Source organism: Brenneria sp. hezel4-2-4 (assembly GCF_013155275.1).
Classification (GTDB): Bacteria; Pseudomonadota; Gammaproteobacteria; order Enterobacterales; family Enterobacteriaceae; genus Brenneria.
Genome location: NZ_JABJXS010000003.1, coordinates 407,023 through 425,651, shown reverse-complemented (window position 1 = coordinate 425,651; position 18,629 = coordinate 407,023). Strand labels below are relative to the sequence as shown.

Below are 18,629 nucleotides of genomic sequence, written 5' to 3'. Positions count from 1 at the left end.
CAGCCATGCAAGAGCAATACCGCCCAGAAGAGATAGAAGCGCACGTCCAGCTTCATTGGCAAGAGAAGCAGACATTCAAAGTGACCGAAGAACCTGGCAAGGAAAAGTACTACTGCCTTTCCATGTTGCCCTACCCTTCTGGCCGTCTACACATGGGACACGTTCGTAACTACACCATCGGCGATGTGATCTCTCGCTATCAGCGCATGCTGGGGAAAAACGTCCTACAGCCGATTGGCTGGGATGCGTTCGGCCTGCCGGCTGAAGGCGCCGCGGTAAAAAACAACACCGCGCCCGCGCCGTGGACGTACTCCAATATTGAGTACATGAAAAACCAGCTCAAGCTGCTGGGTTTCGGCTACGACTGGGATCGCGAAGTCGCCACCTGCAAACCCGATTACTATCGCTGGGAACAATGGTTCTTCACCAAACTGTATGAAAAAGGTCTGGTTTATAAAAAAACCTCCGCGGTGAACTGGTGTCCGAACGACCAGACCGTTCTGGCCAATGAACAGGTTATCGACGGCTGCTGCTGGCGCTGCGATACCAAAGTCGAACGCAAAGAAATCCCCCAGTGGTTTATCAAAATCACCGATTACGCCGATCAACTGCTCAACGATCTGGATACGCTGGAAAGCTGGCCCGAACAGGTCAAAACCATGCAGCGCAATTGGATTGGCCGTTCCGAAGGCGTTGAGATCGCCTTTGAGGTGGCAGGCAGTCAGGAGAAGCTGAGCGTCTATACCACCCGCCCGGATACCTTTATGGGGGTGACCTATGTCGCCGTCGCCGCCGGCCACCCGCTGGCGCAGCAGGCCGCCGTTAATAACCCGGCGCTGGCTGACTTTATTGACGAATGCCGCAATACCAAAGTGGCGGAAGCGGATATGGCCACCATGGAGAAGAAAGGCATGGCTACCGGCCTGTATGCCATTCATCCGCTGAACGGAGAAAAAGTCGCTATCTGGGCCGCCAACTTTGTGCTGATGGATTACGGCACCGGCGCCGTTATGGCGGTGCCGGGACACGATCAGCGCGATTGGGAATTCGCCGCCAAGTACGGCCTGACGATCAAACCGGTGATCCTGAACAGCGATGGCAGCGAGCCGGATTTGTCCGCTCAAGCGATGACGGAAAAAGGCCGTTTGTTTAATTCCGGCGAGTTTGATGGTTTGGATTTTGAAGCCGCCTTTAACGCCATTGCCGACAAACTGGTGGCATTGGGGATCGGCGAGCGTAAAGTCAATTACCGCCTGCGCGACTGGGGGGTTTCCCGCCAGCGTTACTGGGGAGCGCCAATCCCGATGGTGACGCTGGAAGACGGCACCGTGATCCCCACGCCGGAAGATCAACTGCCGGTGGTATTGCCGGAAGATGTGGTGATGGACGGCATCACCAGCCCGCTGAAATCCGATCCGGAGTGGGCCAAAACCACGGTTAACGGTCAGCCGGCGCTGCGTGAAACCGATACCTTCGACACCTTTATGGAGTCGTCCTGGTATTACGCGCGTTACACCTGTCCACAGTATGATCAGGGCATGCTGGATCCGGCGGCGGCCAACTACTGGCTGCCCGTCGATCAGTATGTCGGCGGCATCGAACATGCCATCATGCACCTGATGTATTTCCGCTTTTTCCACAAGCTGATGCGTGACGCCGGGCTGGTCACCTCGGATGAACCGGCCAAACGCCTGCTGTGCCAGGGCATGGTGCTGGCGGACGCGTTCTATTACCTGGGCGATAATGGCGAGCGTAACTGGGTTTCCCCTATCGACGTCACCCTTGAGCGTGATGAGAAAGGCCGTATCGTCAAGGCCGTCGACAACCAGGGCCGGGAAGTCGTCTACGCGGGTATGAGCAAAATGTCGAAGTCTAAAAACAACGGCATCGACCCGCAGGTGATGGTTGAAAAATATGGTGCGGACACCGTTCGTCTGTTTATGATGTTCGCCTCGCCGGCGGAAATGACGCTCGAATGGCAGGAATCCGGGGTTGAAGGGGCGAACCGCTTCCTGAAACGCGTCTGGAAGCAGGCTTTCGAGCATACGGCCAAAGGCCCGGCTCAGGCGCTGGATGTGGCGACGTTAACCGAAGATCAGAAATCACTGCGCCGCGATCTGCATAAAACCATTGCCAAAGTGACCGATGATATCGGTCGCCGCCAGACCTTTAACACCGCCATCGCCGCCATTATGGAGCTGATGAACAAGCTGGCCAAAGCGCCGCAGGACAGCGTACAGGATCGCGCTCTGACTCAGGAAATCCTGCTGGCGGTTGTTCGTATGCTTTATCCGTTCACCCCGCACATTTGCTTTGCGCTGTGGCAGGCATTGCAGGGTGAGGGCGACATTGATACCGCGCCCTGGCCGGTCGCGGATGAAAGCGCGATGGTGGAAGATTCCAAACTGGTGGTTATTCAGGTCAACGGTAAGGTACGTGGTAAAATCACCGTTGCCGCCGATGCCACTCAGGATCAGGTGCGTGAGCGCGCTGCCCAGGAACCTCTGGTAGCGAAATATCTGGACGGCGTCACTGTGCGTAAAGTGATCTATGTCCCTGGCAAACTGCTTAACCTGGTTGTGGGTTAAGGCAAGGAGGAGCTGTGCGACATCGTCTATTCACGTTGTTGCTGGGGCTGGCGGTGTTAGCCACCGCCGGTTGCGGTTTCCATCTGCGCGGCACGACACAAGTGCCTGCGCAGCTACAAACGCTGGTGCTGGACAGCAGCGACCCGTACGGCCCGTTAACCCGCGCGGTGCGTGAACAGTTGCGTCTCAACGACGTGACCATCGTTGCGGATGCCGCACGGCAGGATATTCCCTCGTTGCGGATCCTGAACGCCTCGGAAAACAAAGACACCGTCTCGATTTTCCAGGATGGGAAAACGGCGGAATACCAAATGGTATTGGTGCTCAGAGCGCAGGTGCTGATGCCGGATGAAGATATCTATCCGCTCAGCGTAACGGTATTCCGTACATTCTTCGATAACCCGTTAACCGCACTGGCGAAAGACGCCGAGCAGGATATTATCCGGCAGGAAATGCGTGAGCAGGCGGCAACCCAGTTGGTGCGCAAGCTGCTGACTATTAACGGCAGCGAAGAAATCAAAAACCGGCAGTCGCACACGGCGGCAGCCGTCACCCCGCCATCCGCGCGTCCATGATTCGGCTTTACCCGGAACAACTCGCCGCGCAACTCCATGAGGGGTTGCGCGCGTGTTATCTGATCTGCGGCAACGACCCCCTTTTGTTGCAGGAAAGCCTGGACGGCATTCGGCGAGCGGCTCAGCAGCAGGCGTTCAGCGAACACTTTAGTTTCACGCTGGACGTTCACACCGACTGGGAAGCGATCTTCAGCGCCTGTCAGGCCCTTAGCCTGTTCGCCACCCGTCAGACGCTGTTGCTGACATTGCCTGAAAACGGCCCTAACGCCGCGATGGCTGAAAATCTGATCAAACTGTCTGGTTTATTGCATCAGGATATCTTACTGATGCTGCGCGGTCACAAGCTGACCAAGGCGCAGGAAAACAGCGCCTGGTTCAAAGCCTTGTCGCAGGACTGCGTTTATGTGAACTGCCTTACTCCGGAGCAGGCGCAGTTGCCGCGCTGGGTGGCTAACCGCGCCAAATCCATGAAGCTGGATCTGGACGAACCGGCAAGCCAGCTCATCTGTTATTGCTATGAGGGTAATCTTCTGGCGTTGACGCAAGCGCTGGAGCGCCTGGCGCTGCTTTATCCCGACGGCAAGCTCACCCTGCCCCGCGTGGAGCACGCGGTCAACGACGCGGCGCACTTTACCCCTTACCACTGGCTCGATGCGTTGCTGGCGGGCAAAGCCAAGCGCGCCTGGCACATTTTGCATCAGCTCAGGCAAGAAGACTGCGAACCGGTTATCCTGCTGCGAACGATACAGCGGGAACTGCTGTTGCTGCTTACGCTAAAAAGGAAAATGACGAACGCGCCGCTGCGGGCGCTGTTCGATCAGCACAAAGTCTGGCAAAACCGCAGAGATTTATTAACTCAGGCGCTGCAACGGTTAAGCATGGCGCAGTTGCAGCAGGCCATCGGCCTGCTGGCTAAACTGGAAATTACCTTGAAACAGAACTATGGTCAGTCTGTCTGGCCTGAGCTGGAAACGCTCTCCATGATATTGTGCGGAAAAGACTTACCGGAGAGCCTGTTGGATGTTAACGCGTTTGACCACCCCAAATGATTTAGGTAAACAAGCCGGTCCCGCTTCTCTGACCGCATTTTTCGGGGGAACGTTCGATCCCATTCATTACGGACACCTTCAACCGGTTAGCGCGCTGGCGAAAATTGTCGGGCTGAACCAGATCGTTTTGCTGCCGAACAATGTGCCGCCTCACCGGCCGCAACCCGAAGCCAGCCCGCAACAGCGGCAACGCATGGTTGAACTGGCGGTTGAAGCCAATCCGCTGTTTAGCGTGGACGACCGGGAGTTACGGCGCCAGCAGCCGTCATACACCATCGATACGCTGGAAGCGCTGCGCGCCGAGCAAGGAAATGCCGCGCTGTTGGCGTTTATCATCGGACAGGATTCGTTACAGACGCTGCATCAATGGCACCGCTGGCAAGATATCCTCAACGTTTGCCATCTGCTGGTTTGCGCCCGCCCGGGCTACCGTTCGGAACTGGCGACGCCAGCGTTACAGCAATGGCTGGAAGCCCACCTGACGCAGGACACCCGCGCCCTGCACCAACGCCCCCACGGACTGATCTTTTTAGCCGACACGCCATTGGTGGCTATTTCCGCCACAGAAATACGCCAGCGACGACAGCAAGGCCTCGACTGCGGCGATCTGTTGCCCCCGGCGGTGTTACGCTACATCAATGAGCACGGGCTATACCGGTAGCCACAGCTTTATACCACTCATCAGAACTGCGTGATATACTCCGCCGCTGGTTTCAATCACGGGAAAAACCGTTAATATCTGCAATTATGCGGCGAAAAATGGTCTTTCTATACCTAATTCAGCGCAATAAGCGTCCATCAACGTTGATGGGCAGCCATCGAGGGGGAACCTTTGCAAGGCCAAGCACTCCAAGATTTCGTTATTGATAAGATAGACGATTTAAAAGGTCAGGATATCGTTGCACTGAACGTGCAGGGTAAATCCAGTATCACCGACTATATGATCATCTGTACCGGCACCTCCACCCGCCACGTCGCGTCCATTGCCGACCATGTGGTGCAGGCGTCGCGAGCGGCCGGATTGATCCCGTTTGGCGTGGAAGGCGAAAATGTCGCCGACTGGGTGGTGGTCGATCTGGGTGACGTGATGGTTCATGTGATGCAGGAAGAGAGCCGTCAGTTATACGAACTGGAAAAGCTTTGGGGCTAGCATGAAACTGCAACTGGTCGCCGTCGGCACCAAAATGCCGGATTGGGTGCAGACAGGCTTCACCGATTATCTCCGCCGCTTTCCCAAAGATATGCCATTCGAACTGACCGAAATTCCGGCCGGCAAACGGGGCAAGAATGCGGACATCAAACGCATTCTGGAACGCGAAGGTGAACAAATGCTGGCGGCCGTGGGTAAAGGCAACCGTATTGTGACGCTGGATATCCCCGGCACACCGTGGGAAACCCCGCAGTTGGCCCAGCAACTGGAACGCTGGAAACAGGACGGGCGCGACGTCAGTCTATTAATCGGCGGCCCTGAAGGGCTGGCGCCTGAATGCAAAGCGGCGGCGGAACAAAGCTGGTCGCTGTCGCCCTTGACGTTGCCTCATCCGCTGGTACGCGTACTGGTGGCGGAAAGTCTGTATCGGGCCTGGAGCATTACCACCAATCATCCTTACCATCGGGAGTAAGGCGCTACGATGAAACACGTGAAATAAACCGCGGGATGAAAATAGAACGCAAACCCTTTCGTGATTATACGGCGGAGTCCGCCCTATTCGTGCGCCGCGCGCTGGTGGCGTTTCTGGGCATTTTGCTGCTTTCCGGCGTATTGCTCGCCAATCTCTATCATCTGCAAGTTTTACGCGTCGATGACTACCGTACCCGATCCAATGAAAACCGTATCAAACTGGTGCCGATCGCGCCCAGTCGCGGCATTATCCACGACCGCAACGGCATTCCGCTGGCGCTGAACCGAACGATCTACCAGTTAGAACTGGTGCCGGAAAAGGTGGATAACCTTCAGGAAACGCTGGCGGCGCTGAAACCTATCATCGATCTGAGCGATGAGGATCTGGAGAGCTTTGAAAAAGAACGCAAGCGTTCGCGCCGCTTTACCTCAATTCCGGTTAAAACCGGTCTGGATGATATTCAGGTCGCCCGCTTTGCGGTTAATCAATACCGCTTTCCCGGCGTGGAAATCAAAGGCTATCAGCGCCGCTATTACCCCTATGGCTCCGCGCTGACCCATGTTATCGGCTATGTTTCGAAAATTAACGATAAAGACGTCGAACGGCTGAATAAAGAAGAAAAAATCGCTGATTACGCCGCCACCCACGATATCGGCAAATTGGGCATCGAGCGTCATTACGAAGATTTGCTGCACGGCAAACCCGGCTATGAAGAAGTCGAGGTCAATAACCGCGGCCGGGTGATTCGCCAGTTGCATGAACAGCCGCCGCAGGCGGGAAGAGATATTTATCTGACGCTCGACCTGAACCTGCAAATTTATATCGAAAAACTGCTGGAAGGCAGCCGCGCCGCCGTCATCGTCACCGATCCGCGCGACGGCGGTATTCTCGCGCTGGTTTCCACGCCCAGCTATGATCCCAACCTGTTCGTGGACGGCATATCCAGCAAAGACTATAACCAGTTGCGCAACGATCCTAACCGCCCGCTGATCAACCGGGCGACGCAAGGGGTGTATCCGCCGGCCTCCACGGTAAAACCCTATATTGCCGTTTCAGCCTTAACCGCCGGGGTTATCACCCCCAACACCACGCTGTTCGATCCGGGCTGGTGGCAATTGCCGGGTTCGGAAAAGCGTTTTCGTGACTGGAAAAAATGGGGCCACGGGCGGCTTAATCTGACCAAGGCGCTGGAAGAATCGGCGGATACCTATTTTTATCAGGTCGCCTATGACATGGGTATCGATCGTCTGTCGGAATGGATGAATAAATTCGGTTACGGTGAAAAAACCGGTATTGATATCTCTGAAGAAAGCGCCGGCAACATGCCGACGCGCGAATGGAAACTCCGACGCTTCAAGAAGCCCTGGTATCAGGGCGATACGATCCCGGTGGGAATTGGGCAAGGGTACTGGACGGCGACGCCGATGCAGATGAACAAATCGCTGACCACCCTGATTAATGACGGACAGGTGAAAACGCCGCACCTGCTTCACAGCACCAGAGAAAACGGGACGATTATTCCTTACCGTCAGCCTGAGCATCAACAGATTGGCGATATCCATTCCGGTTTCTGGGAAATCGCCAAAGACGGCATGTACGGCGTGGCTAACCGCCCGAATGGCACGGCGCATAAAAGTTTTGACAGCGCGCCTTACAAGATTGCGGCCAAGTCCGGCACCGCGCAGGTTTTCGGCCTGAAAGAAAATGAAACCTACAATGCGCACAAGATTGCCGAACACTTGCGCGACCATAAGCTGATGGTGGCTTTCGCGCCCTATGACAGTCCAAAGGTCGCGGTATCGATCATCCTGGAAAACGGCGGCGCCGGCCCCACGGTCGGCACCATCACCCGACAGATCCTTGACCATATTCTGTTAGGCGATAACAATACCGAATTACCGACCGCGCCGCCGGCGCCGCCGGGCAGCGAGAGCGAGTAACAGACATTCATGACGGATAACCAACAAAAAGGCTCGATCTGGACGAAAATCCATATCGACTTTCCTTTCCTCCTCTGCATCCTGGCATTGCTGGGCTATAGCCTATTTGTTATGTGGAGCGCCAGCGGTCAGGATGTCGACATGATGGAGCGCAAAATTGTTCAGATCGTGCTGGGGTTGATTGTCATGGCGATCATGGCGCAAATCCCGCCGCGGGTTTATGAAGGGTGGGCGCCTTACCTGTACGTCGTCTGCGTTATCCTGTTGTTGCTGGTGGATATTTTCGGTCAAATCAGTAAAGGGGCCCAACGCTGGCTGGATCTGGGATTTGTACGTTTTCAGCCTTCGGAAATCGCCAAAATTGCGGTTCCGCTGATGGTCGCCCGCTTTATCAACCGCGATATGTGCCCGCCCTCGCTCAAAAATACCGGCATCGCGCTGGTGATTATTTTTACCCCGACGCTGCTGGTCGCGGCGCAGCCGGATTTAGGCACCTCCATTCTCATCGCCGCCTCGGGGCTGTTTGTTCTGTTCCTCGCCGGGATGAGCTGGCGGTTAATCGGCATCGCGGTTCTGTTGCTTGCCGCTTTTATTCCTATCCTGTGGTTCTTCCTGATGCACGACTACCAGCAAGCGCGGGTGATGATGTTGCTGGATCCGGAGAGCGATCCGCTGGGAGCGGGCTATCATATTATACAGTCGAAGATCGCGATTGGTTCCGGCGGTTTGTCTGGCAAAGGCTGGCTGCATGGCACACAATCGCAGTTGGAGTTTCTGCCGGAGCGCCATACCGACTTTATCTTCGCCGTGCTGGCGGAAGAGTTAGGGTTAATCGGCGTACTGATCCTGTTGGCGATGTACCTGTTTCTGATTATGCGCGGTTTGGTTATTGCGGCTAACGCCCAGACCTCATTCGGTCGGGTGATGGTTGGCGGACTGATGCTGATTCTGTTCGTCTATGTTTTCGTCAATATCGGGATGGTCAGCGGTATTCTGCCGGTTGTTGGCGTACCCTTGCCGCTGGTCAGCTACGGCGGTTCGGCGCTTGTCGTCTTAATGGCGGGATTTGGTATCGTGATGTCGATACATACTCACCGCAAGATGCTATCCAAGAACTTATAAACCGAGGTGAGCAATGCGTAAGGATTGGCTTTGGATTGGCGTCGTAACCCTGACGCTCTCGGCCTGTACCGTCACGGAACAGCGGACGACGCCCCCTGTCAGTGACGTATACAGCGGCCCCGTTGAAGAAATCGGCGGCGCCGAGCCGCGTTATGAACCCTATAATCAGGGCACATTGCAAGACTACACCGTCAAAGGCAGGACTTATAAGGTCATAAAAAATCCGCAAAACTTCAGTGAAACCGGTCTGGCGACCTGGTATGGCGAAGAGGCCAGCGGTAATCAGACGGCTATTGGCGAAGTGTTCGATCCCAACGCCATCACGGCCGCCCATCCTACGCTGCCTTTGCCCAGCTATGTTCGCGTCACCAACCTCAGCAACGGCCGCCGTCTGGTGGTTAGAGTGAACGATCGCGGGCCGTATACGCCGGGCAGGATCATCGATCTGTCTAAAGCCGCCGGCGATCGCTTGAACATTTCCAACAATACCAAAGTTAAGGTTGATTTCATCAACGTTGCGCCGGACGGTACGCTGTCCGGCCCCGGCACCATCGGCACTACCGTCGCCAAGCAAAGTTTCGCGTTGCCCGAACGCCCCAGCTTCGGCGCCAGCGGCCTCGGCACGCCGATGATGGAAAGCACCATGCCTGCGGCGGGCGCGATCCAGCCCGTCAGCAACAGTACCTTGAGCGCGCCGGCCGACGACACGCTGCCGCAGAGCAGTCCCTCACCCCGCAGCGGCGGTTTCCTGGGCGCCCCCTCCGCGCTTCCCGCCGGCGTGATCGAAACCACGCCGTCACCCGTTGCGGCGCCATCGGCCGCGACTGACTCGCCTGCGTCGACGCCCGCCGCCTCAACGGCCGATGGACGCTATGTGGTGCAGGTTGGCGCGCTCAGCGATCAACAGCGGGCGCAGGAGTGGTTGCGCAGTCTGCGCGAACGCTTTCACGTAACGGGCAACGTCACCAGCAATAACGGGTTATATCGCATCCAACTGGGGCCATTCCAGAATCGTCAGCAAGCGGTTGAACTTCAACAACGTTTGTCAGTCGAAGCTCAGCAGCAATCCTTTATTACCGCGGCGCCCGGCACGTTATAGCCAGGGGAGATCCCCCCTGATAAGCATGCTCCTTGCGCCGAATGGCGATGGCCCCGATCATCGGTAACGTCGCCATAAGTCATCACGGGTACAAAGGGACGCTGTGATATCAAGCACAGCGACCTTTTTGCAAAATCGCGTAACGTAATGTCTGGTGCCGGCCTATTTCTCATCTGCTATAGTGTGGCTCGTTTTTAACTCATACCCACGGATGTTGTTGTTCCAATCATGAATACTGTAAACACGTCTCGTTTTACTAAACGCACTGCGTTTGGCGCTTTGCTCGCCGTTAGTGCGTCTTCCTTTGTTTATGCCGACGACATCAATCTTAAAACGATGATCCCCGGCGTGCCGCAAATTGATGCGGAATCCTACATCCTGATTGATTACAACTCCGGGAAAGTGCTGGCTGAAATGAACGCCGACGCACGCCGCGATCCGGCCAGCCTGACCAAAATGATGACCAGCTACGTCATCGGTCAGGCGATAAAGTCAGGGAAAATCACGCCCAACGATATTGTTACCGTCGGCAAGGATGCCTGGGCCACCGGCAACCCGGTTTTTCAGGGTTCGTCGCTGATGTTTCTGAAGCCGGGCGATCGCGTGCCGGTTTCGCAGCTGAACCGCGGCATCATTCTACAGTCCGGTAATGATGCCTGCGTGGCGATGGCCGACTATGTGGCCGGCAGTCAGGATACGTTCGTTAATTTGATGAACGGCTACGTAAAAGCGCTTGGCCTGCAAAATACGCATTTTGAAACCGTACATGGCTTGGATGCGCCGGGGCAGTTCAGTTCGGCGCGTGATATGGCGCTGATCGGCCAGGCATTAATCCGTGACGTGCCGGAAGAATACGCGACCTATAAAGAAAAGGAATTTACCTTCAACAATATCCGCCAGACCAACCGCAATGGTTTGCTGTGGGACAGCAGTCTGAATGTTGACGGCATTAAAACCGGTCATACCTCATCTGCCGGTTATAACCTGGTCGCCTCCGCGACTGAAGGCCAGATGCGGCTGATTTCAACGGTCATGGGCGGGCGTACCTTTAAGGGGCGCGAAACCGAAAGCAAGAAATTGCTCACCTGGGGTTTCCGTTTCTTCGAAACCGTCGCACCGCTGAAAACCGGTAAAGAGTTCGCCTCGGAACCCGTCTGGTTTGGCGACAGCGACCGCGTTGCACTCGGTGTGGAAAAAGATGTGTATCTGACCATTCCCCGCGGCCGAATGAAAGATCTGAAAGCCAGCTATGTACTGACCACCACCGAACTGCACGCGCCGCTGAGCAAAAATCAGGTGGTTGGCGCGATCAACTTCCAGTTGGACGGCAAAACCATAGACCAGCGGCCATTGGTAGTGATGAATGAAGTCAAAGAAGGCGGTATTTTCAGCCGCATGGTTGACTACATCAAGCTGATGTTCCACCACTGGTTCGGCTAATCCCCTTGTATGGGGACGAACGGCCCCCATATAAGATAGGAAGACATCCACTCCCGCTCTTTCAGGCGGGAGTTTAATTTATACCATTCCTTTTTCACTCTGGAGCGCAGATGAAAACCAAATTAAACGAACTGCTCGAATTCCCCTGCCCTTTTACTTACAAGGTTATGGGATTAGCAAAACCCGAGTTGGCCGATCTGGTGGTTGAAGTGGTGCAGCGTCACGCGCCCGGCGATTACACGCCGCAGATCAAACCCAGCAGCAAAGGCAATTATCATTCCGTTTCCATCACCATTAATGCTACCCATATTGAGCAGGTGGAAACGTTGTATGAAGAGCTTGGCAATATTGAAATCGTACGGATGGTGTTATAATTTTCCGCATCTTTCCTTAACCTGAAGATGACACGCTTGCTACAGGATAAGATCGTCGTACGCCAATTCAGCGTACAACCTTATGAGCCGGTTTCGCTGGCGATGCATAAATTCACCGATCTGCGCGATGATAAAACGTTGGATGAAATCTGGCTGGTTCAACATCATCCGGTATTCACCCAAGGTCAGGCAGGCAAATCGGAACATGTTTTGATGCCCGGAGATATTCCCGTCATACAGAGCGACCGGGGCGGTCAGGTCACCTATCACGGGCCGGGTCAGCAGGTGATGTACGTTCTGGTCGATTTAAAACGACGTAAGCTGGGCGTCCGGCAGTTAGTGACCGCGATAGAAGAGACAGTCGTCAACACGCTGGCCCATTTTCAAATCGACGCCCACGCCCGAACCGACGCGCCGGGGGTTTATGTCGGCGAACGTAAAATCTGCTCGCTGGGCTTGCGTATTCGTAAAGGCTGTTCTTTTCACGGTTTGGCGCTGAATATCGCCATGGATTTGTCTCCTTTCCAGCGCATCAATCCCTGTGGTTATGCCGGAATGCAGATGACCCAGATAAGCGACCTGGTTCCCGGCGTCACCCTTGAAGACACCGCACCGGTGCTGGTTAACATGTTCCTGCAATTACTGGGTTATCAACAGCATGATTGGCTTAACTGGGATATGGCCGCAAACGGCGACCCGCGCCCGCAATGAAGGCATGTCTTGTTGCTCCCCGGTACGGAATATCGCCGTAGCGATCACTACTCACATTTTATTTACATAATTTCTTCATTTTGATTGCTCAACAGCTGATTGTGGTTGGGCAAGATGATATAATTTTGAGAGTTTATTAAAAAAAAGTTTAACTAAAAATATAACCCTTTGAGTTTTATTCAAAAAACGAGTCAGAACTGGAACTTACGCAAACATGAGTAAACCGATTCAGATCGAACGCGGCGTAAAATACCGCGATGCCGATAAAATGGCGCTAATTCCGGTGCGTACCGTGGTGACTGAACGTCAGGAGATACTGCGCAAACCTGAATGGATGAGAATCAAACTCCCGGCGGACTCCAGCCGTATTCAGGGCATTAAAGCCGCGATGCGTAAAAACGGGCTGCACTCGGTTTGCGAAGAAGCCTCCTGCCCGAATCTGGCGGAATGTTTTAACCACGGCACGGCCACATTTATGATTCTGGGCGCCATCTGCACCCGGCGTTGCCCGTTTTGCGACGTCGCCCACGGCCGGCCGCTCACGCCGGACGCCAACGAGCCGGAAAAGCTGGCGCAAACCATCCATGATATGGGGCTGCGCTATGTGGTGATCACCTCGGTCGACCGTGATGACCTGCGTGACGGCGGCGCCCAGCATTTTGCCGACTGTATCAGCGCCATTCGCCGTAAGAATCCGCAAATCCGTATTGAAACGCTGGTGCCGGACTTCCGCGGCCGAATGGATCGGGCATTGGATATTTTGACGGCGACGCCGCCGGACGTATTCAATCACAACCTCGAAAACGTACCGCGCGTTTATCGTCAGGTTCGCCCCGGCGCCAATTACGAATGGTCGTTGAAGCTGCTGGAAAACTTCAAGAACGCGCATCCCACTATCCCGACAAAATCCGGACTTATGGTCGGCCTGGGTGAAACCAACGCCGAGATTGTCGAGGTGATGCGCGATCTGCGCCGCCACGGCGTGACCATGCTGACGCTGGGGCAATATCTGCAACCAAGCCGCCATCACCTGCCGGTGCAGCGCTATGTCAGCCCGGACGAATTTGACGAAATGAAAGCCGAAGCCATGGCGATGGGCTTCACCCACGCGGCCTGCGGCCCGTTTGTTCGCTCTTCCTATCATGCGGATTTGCAGGCAAAGGGCATTGAGGTCAAATAAGCGCTTATAATTAGTTACATATTGGGCGTGGGTAATCGCCAACGGACGGCATTAACCGTCCGTTTGCTTTTCAGCCGCGGATTATGGCTCTTTGCGGTGTGTATCATTCATCGCCGCGGAATCGTCAGCGGCAGAGGGCTTGGAGGCTGGGTCATCATTCATCGCTTTCTTGAAACCTTTGATGGCGGCGCCTAGATCGCCTCCCAGGCTGCGTAATTTATTGGTGCCGAACAGCAAAACGATCAAGGCGCCGATGACCAACAGTTTGGCGATACTGATACCTTCCATACTTACCTACCTGATTACAGATGCCGGATAAGCCAGCGAATAAATAATATTCTCTATGTAAAACCTTACCGACAACAATACAATCACCATCTGTAACAATTTAAGACGCCGGCACAAGCCGCACCTGAGTTTTCGTGTTTACTTAAAATCGTCTGACAACTTTCACAGCGAGATAAACTGTAAAAAGATCGGCTAAAGGCGTAAACTTTTCCCTGCCAACAAAGGAGATGATATTCCTCCATAACCGCCATTTGGCTAATGATGTCTGCGCATCCCCGAAGGAGGCGTAGCGTTGTGGTTCCCTCTCTCCGAGTTACTCCGATTCACTGTTAACAAAAGGTGTCTATGTTTAGTACGTTACTCGCGGTATTTATTGGCGGTGGCGTCGGCAGCGTTGCTCGCTGGCAGCTAGGCATGCGATTGAATGGTGTTTACCCCGCCCTGCCGATAGGAACGCTATTAGCCAACTTGCTGGGTGCATTTATTATCGGCGGCGCCCTGGCTTTTTTCCTGCGCCATCCTCTCGACCAACACTGGAAAATGCTGATTACTACCGGGCTATGCGGCGGTTTAACCACGTTTTCGACCTTTTCAGCTGAAGTGGTCATGTTTCTGCAAAGCGGGCATTTTGCTGCCGCAGGCATTCACATATTGCTCAACCTGGCCGGGTCTTTATTAATGACCGCACTCGCCTTCATGCTGGTCGCCTGGGCGGCAACGCATTAGGTATGATGAAAAACCGGGGAAGTCAGGATAACTGACCGGGAGAAAAAATGCCGGGAACGATCTTGAACATCACTGAAAGCGGCCCATAGAGTGGTTCCTGCTCCCATAAAAAAAACCCACCATAAGGTGGGTTTTTCAAGAAATCGGTATAATTAAATAGCGATAACGTTAGCAGCAGACGGCCCTTTCGCACCGCTGGTGATTTCAAACTCTACGCGCTGACCTTCAGCCAGAGTTTTGAATCCATTGCTCTGGATGGCAGAGAAATGTACAAATACGTCTTTGCTACCATCTTCAGGAGTAATGAAACCGAATCCTTTGGACTCGTTAAACCACTTAACGCTACCTTTAATCTTAGACATCAAACTTACCTTTACATGAATGAAAGACACAAAATCTGTGTCAGGTACAGTACAGCAATAGATTGGCCGTTTGTCCAGTTTAAGATGGGTAAAAAGTGATAAAAATCGCTAAAAAAAGGTGTCTGAATGCTGAGCAGACAAATTTTAACGCGATCCATATCTCAGTCTGGTACGTTGAGCCCTAACCCATTACTTTTTATGGTATCCCTTGCTCAAGGAGAACGGTGATGAAAACATTAGGGCTTATCGGGGGAATGAGTTGGGAATCGACGATCCCTTACTACCGCACCATCAATGAATACGTCAAAAATCAGCTCGGCGGACTGCACTCGGCCAAACTCATTCTGCACAGCGTCGATTTTCACGATATCGAACAGCTTCAGTCGCGGGGGGATTGGAAACAGGCCGCCCAGGTGTTGTCAGATATCGCCATTGGCTTAGGCAATGCGGGCGCAGAGGCTATCGTCATCTGCACCAACACCATGCATAAGGTTGCTGATACCGTAGAGACGGTCAGCCGGCTTCCTCTTTTACACATTGCCGACGCAACCGGAGAATACATAGATAAGCAGGGGATAAGAAAAGTCGGTTTGCTGGGAACCCGCTACACCATGGAGCAGGATTTTTACCGGCAAAGAATCCATGACCGCTATGGTATCGAGGTTATCACCCCTGACAAACCGGCAAGAGAGACGATAAACCGCATTATTTTCGAAGAGTTGTGCCAGGGAAAAATTGATCCCGGATCGCGCCGGAAATACCGGGAAATCATCCAGCGGCTTGAGCAACAAGGCGCCGGCGGCGTGATTCTCGGTTGTACGGAAATACCATTATTATTGAGCGCAGAGGATGCCAATGTTCCTCTTTTCGACTCCGGAGTCTTACATGCGCTGGCCGCGGCCAAATATGCATTAGCCATTTAATAACAAACAGTTAAATTAAAATTCCTTGCGAAAAAATAATAGCCTCTTTTATTTACTCAGGTTTCCTCATTTTACGCAAAGAAAAAAGCAGCTCCCGGTGGGTAACTGCTTTATTTGCTCGATCTTCCTGGTATGCAATGGCAGGTGTAACGTTTAATTATTATTTGCGTAACATTGCTTCAATAAAATCTTTCCAATGACTCACTTCTACTTCTATCATGGGAACCTCTTGGTAATTAACGGCGACGTATTATACGCACACTTTTTAACCAGGTGAAATAGTTCTGTAAGTATAAAAAGTATACTGCCGCTCATTTTTGTTTCTCAGTTCACTGTGGATCTCGCCGTTTTTTTTCGGCATGCTGGATCACCACGATGTCAGGGCTGTTCCCCTCGCTGTGCCGCTCGACAACCCTCATTCAATCCATTAAGCAGAAAGGACATTAATAACAATGACGCTGACCATGTACGGTATCAAAAACTGCGACACCATAAAAAAAGCCCGCCGCTGGCTGGAACAGCAACAGGTTGATTACCGCTTTCATGATTATCGCGCCGACGGCCTGGACGAGCAGCGACTTCAGCATTTTATCGAGCTACTGGGCTGGCAGTCATTAATCAACACGCGCGGCACGACCTGGCGTAAACTAAGCGAAGAACAGCGCAACATCATTAATAGCAACGCCGCCGGCAGCGAAACCACGGCAAAAACGCTCATGCTGGCGCAGCCCGCGTTGATTAAACGGCCGCTGTTAGTGACAGACGCTGGAAAAGCGCTGCTTGGTTTCAGCGACGACAGCTACCAGAAATTTATCGCGGAGAACAAATAACGTGTCTTGTCCGGTTATCGAACTCGCTCAACAGTTGATTAAACGCCCTTCCCTCAGCCCAAATGATGAAGGCTGCCAGGAACTCATGACCGAACGCCTGAAAGCCATTGGCTTCACCATTGAACCGATGAATTTCGGCGATACGCAAAACGTCTGGGCCTGGCGCGGCACCGGGAAAACGCTGGCATTCGCCGGGCACACCGATATCGTGCCAAGCGGTGACGAAAGCCGCTGGCAGCATCCGCCTTTTGAACCCACCATTCGTGACGGCATGTTATACGGCCGCGGCGCGGCGGATATGAAAGGCTCACTGGCGGCCATGGTGGTTGCCGCCGAGCGTTTCGTCGCCGCCAACCCCGACCATCAGGGACGGCTGGCTTTTTTGATCACCTCGGATGAGGAAGCCAGCGCCGTTAATGGTACGGTAAAAGTGGTTGAAGCCCTGATGGCGCGTAATGAGCGATTGGATTATTGCCTGGTGGGCGAACCGTCGAGCACCGCTATCGTCGGCGACGTGGTGAAAAACGGCCGCCGTGGCTCCATTACCGCCAATCTGCGCGTACAGGGCGTTCAAGGCCACGTCGCCTATCCGCATCTGGCCGACAACCCGGTACACCGGGCAATACCGGCGCTCAATGAGCTGGTTGAGACGCAATGGGATCAGGGTAATGAATTTTTTCCCCCCACCAGCATGCAAATCGCCAACGTTCAGGCCGGCACCGGAAGTAATAACGTCATTCCCGGCGAGCTGTTGGTACAATTCAATTTCCGGTTCAGCACCGAACTGACGGACGAACGCATTAAACAACGCGTTGCAGAACTGCTGGACCGTCATCAACTGCGCTACACTATTGACTGGCAGCTTTCCGGCCAGCCGTTCCTGACCGCACGCGGGGAACTGGTCGACGCGGTGGTTAACGCCGTAGAGCATTATAATGAAGTCACGCCGCAGTTGTTGACCAACGGCGGCACATCCGATGGGCGTTTTATCGCCCGTATGGGCGCTCAGGTGGTGGAGCTTGGGCCGGTAAACGCCACTATTCATAAAGTGGACGAGTGCGTCAGCGCTGCGGACTTGCAACTGCTCAGCCGGATGTATCAGCGGATTATGGAGCAATTGATCGCATGATTACTCATGCCATGCTAACCGGGAAAAACGACAGTCATCTGGTTACGCTCAGCGGACACCATCGCCTTCAGCCTGAAGCGGCTATCGCGTTTCAGGCTTTACAGCGCGCAGCGGAAAAAGACGGATTTAACGTACAACCTGCCAGCACCTTTCGTGATTTCGATCGCCAGCGTTTGATCTGGAACGGTAAATTCCGCGGAGAACGCCCGGTAATGGGTGAACAGGGTCAGCCGCTGGACGTATTATCGCTGGATGACGGCGAACGCTGTGAAGCCATTTTAAGGTGGTCGGCAATGCCGGGCGCCAGCCGTCACCACTGGGGCAGCGATCTGGATATCTACGATCCGGACCGCCTCCCGAAAGGGCAAAGGCTACAGTTGGAACCCTGGGAATACGAATCCGGCGGTTATTTCGCCGACCTGAACGACTGGCTCAGCCGGCATATGCATGAATTCGGCTTTTATCGCCCTTATGAACACGATCTCGGCGGCGTCGCCGCCGAACTCTGGCATATCAGCTATTATCCATTGGCACAGCATGCGGAAAAACAACTCACGTCGGGCATTATTTTGTCCGCCTGGCGAGGTGAGGATATCGCCGGTTATGACTGGCTATGCGAACACCTGCCGCAGTTGTTTACCCGTTTTATACACAACGTCGACGAGGCTTAA

General features: G+C 54.0%; 21 protein-coding genes and 1 riboswitch. Of the genes, 18 read left to right on the top strand and 3 right to left on the bottom strand.

Annotation, left to right across the window (positions count from 1 at the left end; genetic code table 11):
• The first annotated feature begins 5 nt into the window (after nt 1-5).
• The 13 genes from leuS (at nt 6) to lipA (ending at nt 13,700) form a co-directional block, all read left to right on the top strand.
• Complete coding sequence (gene leuS, locus HOY33_RS08680) at nt 6-2,588, top strand: leucine--tRNA ligase (RefSeq protein ID WP_172289814.1); 2,583 nt, start codon at nt 6-8, stop codon at nt 2,586-2,588.
• A gap of 14 nt (nt 2,589-2,602) precedes the next feature.
• The gene (lptE, locus tag HOY33_RS08675) at nt 2,603-3,163 is read left to right on the top strand and encodes an LPS assembly lipoprotein LptE (protein ID WP_172289813.1); all 561 of its coding nucleotides are present in this window, start codon (nt 2,603-2,605) and stop codon (nt 3,161-3,163) included.
• A complete protein-coding gene (gene holA, locus HOY33_RS08670) occupies nt 3,160-4,212 on the top strand; it encodes a DNA polymerase III subunit delta (RefSeq protein ID WP_172289812.1) in 1,053 nt (350 codons plus the stop codon). Before lptE ends, holA begins: the two co-directional genes overlap by 4 nt.
• Nucleotides 4,184-4,873, top strand: coding sequence for a nicotinate-nucleotide adenylyltransferase (gene nadD / locus HOY33_RS08665; RefSeq protein WP_172289811.1), 690 nt, complete (start codon nt 4,184-4,186; stop codon nt 4,871-4,873). Before holA ends, nadD begins: the two co-directional genes overlap by 29 nt.
• Before the next feature lie 171 nt (nt 4,874-5,044).
• Nucleotides 5,045-5,362 (top strand): ribosome silencing factor, encoded by a 318-nt coding sequence (gene rsfS, locus HOY33_RS08660; RefSeq protein WP_172289810.1) that lies wholly within the window; start codon nt 5,045-5,047, stop codon nt 5,360-5,362.
• A 1-nt stretch (nt 5,363) separates the two neighbouring features.
• Complete coding sequence (rlmH, locus tag HOY33_RS08655) at nt 5,364-5,834, top strand: 23S rRNA (pseudouridine(1915)-N(3))-methyltransferase RlmH (protein ID WP_172289809.1); 471 nt, start codon at nt 5,364-5,366, stop codon at nt 5,832-5,834.
• Nucleotides 5,835-5,869: 35 nt separating this feature from the next.
• On the top strand, nt 5,870-7,774 hold the full coding sequence (mrdA, locus tag HOY33_RS08650) for a peptidoglycan DD-transpeptidase MrdA (RefSeq protein ID WP_172289808.1): 1,905 nt from the start codon (nt 5,870-5,872) through the stop codon (nt 7,772-7,774).
• Between the two features lie 9 nt (nt 7,775-7,783).
• Nucleotides 7,784-8,896, top strand: a complete 1,113-nt coding sequence (gene mrdB / locus HOY33_RS08645) for a peptidoglycan glycosyltransferase MrdB (protein WP_172289807.1) — start codon at nt 7,784-7,786, stop codon at nt 8,894-8,896.
• 13 nt (nt 8,897-8,909) lie between these two features.
• Nucleotides 8,910-9,995 carry an endolytic peptidoglycan transglycosylase RlpA gene (gene rlpA / locus HOY33_RS08640; RefSeq protein ID WP_172289806.1) on the top strand — a complete coding sequence of 362 codons (1,086 nt, stop codon included), beginning with the start codon at nt 8,910-8,912 and terminating at the stop codon, nt 9,993-9,995.
• Between the two features lie 228 nt (nt 9,996-10,223).
• Nucleotides 10,224-11,435, top strand: coding sequence for a D-alanyl-D-alanine carboxypeptidase DacA (dacA, locus tag HOY33_RS08635; protein ID WP_172289805.1), 1,212 nt, complete (start codon nt 10,224-10,226; stop codon nt 11,433-11,435).
• Nucleotides 11,436-11,545: 110 nt separating this feature from the next.
• Nucleotides 11,546-11,809, top strand: coding sequence for a DUF493 family protein YbeD (gene ybeD, locus HOY33_RS08630; protein WP_172289804.1), 264 nt, complete (start codon nt 11,546-11,548; stop codon nt 11,807-11,809).
• A 27-nt stretch (nt 11,810-11,836) separates the two neighbouring features.
• Entirely contained in the window at nt 11,837-12,520 is a 684-nt protein-coding gene (gene lipB, locus HOY33_RS08625) for a lipoyl(octanoyl) transferase LipB (RefSeq protein ID WP_172289803.1), read from the top strand.
• Nucleotides 12,521-12,734: 214 nt separating this feature from the next.
• Nucleotides 12,735-13,700: a lipoyl synthase gene (gene lipA, locus HOY33_RS08620; RefSeq protein ID WP_172289802.1), complete on the top strand. Its 966-nt coding sequence runs from the start codon at nt 12,735-12,737 to the stop codon at nt 13,698-13,700.
• 81 nt (nt 13,701-13,781) lie between these two features.
• Here lipA and tatE read toward each other — a convergent pair whose 3' ends face one another.
• On the bottom strand, nt 13,782-13,988 hold the full coding sequence (tatE, locus tag HOY33_RS08615) for a twin-arginine translocase subunit TatE (RefSeq protein ID WP_172289801.1): 207 nt from the start codon (nt 13,986-13,988) through the stop codon (nt 13,782-13,784).
• A gap of 214 nt (nt 13,989-14,202) precedes the next feature.
• Nucleotides 14,203-14,263, top strand: a riboswitch (Fluoride riboswitch).
• Nucleotides 14,264-14,333: 70 nt separating this feature from the next.
• Between tatE and crcB the strand changes: the two genes are divergently transcribed.
• On the top strand, nt 14,334-14,714 hold the full coding sequence (crcB, locus tag HOY33_RS08610; RefSeq protein WP_172289800.1) for a fluoride efflux transporter CrcB: 381 nt from the start codon (nt 14,334-14,336) through the stop codon (nt 14,712-14,714).
• Between the two features lie 152 nt (nt 14,715-14,866).
• Here the strand turns inward: crcB and cspE are convergent, their stop codons facing one another.
• Entirely contained in the window at nt 14,867-15,076 is a 210-nt protein-coding gene (gene cspE / locus HOY33_RS08605; protein WP_009113827.1) for a transcription antiterminator/RNA stability regulator CspE, read from the bottom strand.
• 227 nt (nt 15,077-15,303) lie between these two features.
• Here cspE and HOY33_RS08600 point away from each other — a divergent pair, with 227 nt between their 5' ends.
• On the top strand, nt 15,304-15,999 hold the full coding sequence (locus tag HOY33_RS08600) for an aspartate/glutamate racemase family protein (protein ID WP_172289799.1): 696 nt from the start codon (nt 15,304-15,306) through the stop codon (nt 15,997-15,999).
• Between the two features lie 160 nt (nt 16,000-16,159).
• Here HOY33_RS08600 and ypfM read toward each other — a convergent pair whose 3' ends face one another.
• Complete coding sequence (ypfM, locus tag HOY33_RS20800; RefSeq protein WP_172290025.1) at nt 16,160-16,219, bottom strand: protein YpfM; 60 nt, start codon at nt 16,217-16,219, stop codon at nt 16,160-16,162.
• Between the two features lie 232 nt (nt 16,220-16,451).
• On the opposite strand from ypfM, the gene HOY33_RS08590 reads away from it, so the two are divergent.
• Genes HOY33_RS08590 through HOY33_RS08580 form a run of 3 tightly spaced genes read left to right on the top strand, consistent with a single transcriptional unit; the run spans nt 16,452 to nt 18,629 of the window.
• On the top strand, nt 16,452-16,829 hold the full coding sequence (locus tag HOY33_RS08590) for an ArsC family reductase (protein WP_172289798.1): 378 nt from the start codon (nt 16,452-16,454) through the stop codon (nt 16,827-16,829).
• A gap of 1 nt (nt 16,830) precedes the next feature.
• The gene (gene dapE / locus HOY33_RS08585) at nt 16,831-17,958 is read left to right on the top strand and encodes a succinyl-diaminopimelate desuccinylase (protein ID WP_172289797.1); all 1,128 of its coding nucleotides are present in this window, start codon (nt 16,831-16,833) and stop codon (nt 17,956-17,958) included.
• Nucleotides 17,955-18,629, top strand: a complete 675-nt coding sequence (locus tag HOY33_RS08580) for a M15 family metallopeptidase (RefSeq protein ID WP_172289796.1) — start codon at nt 17,955-17,957, stop codon at nt 18,627-18,629. Before dapE ends, HOY33_RS08580 begins: the two co-directional genes overlap by 4 nt.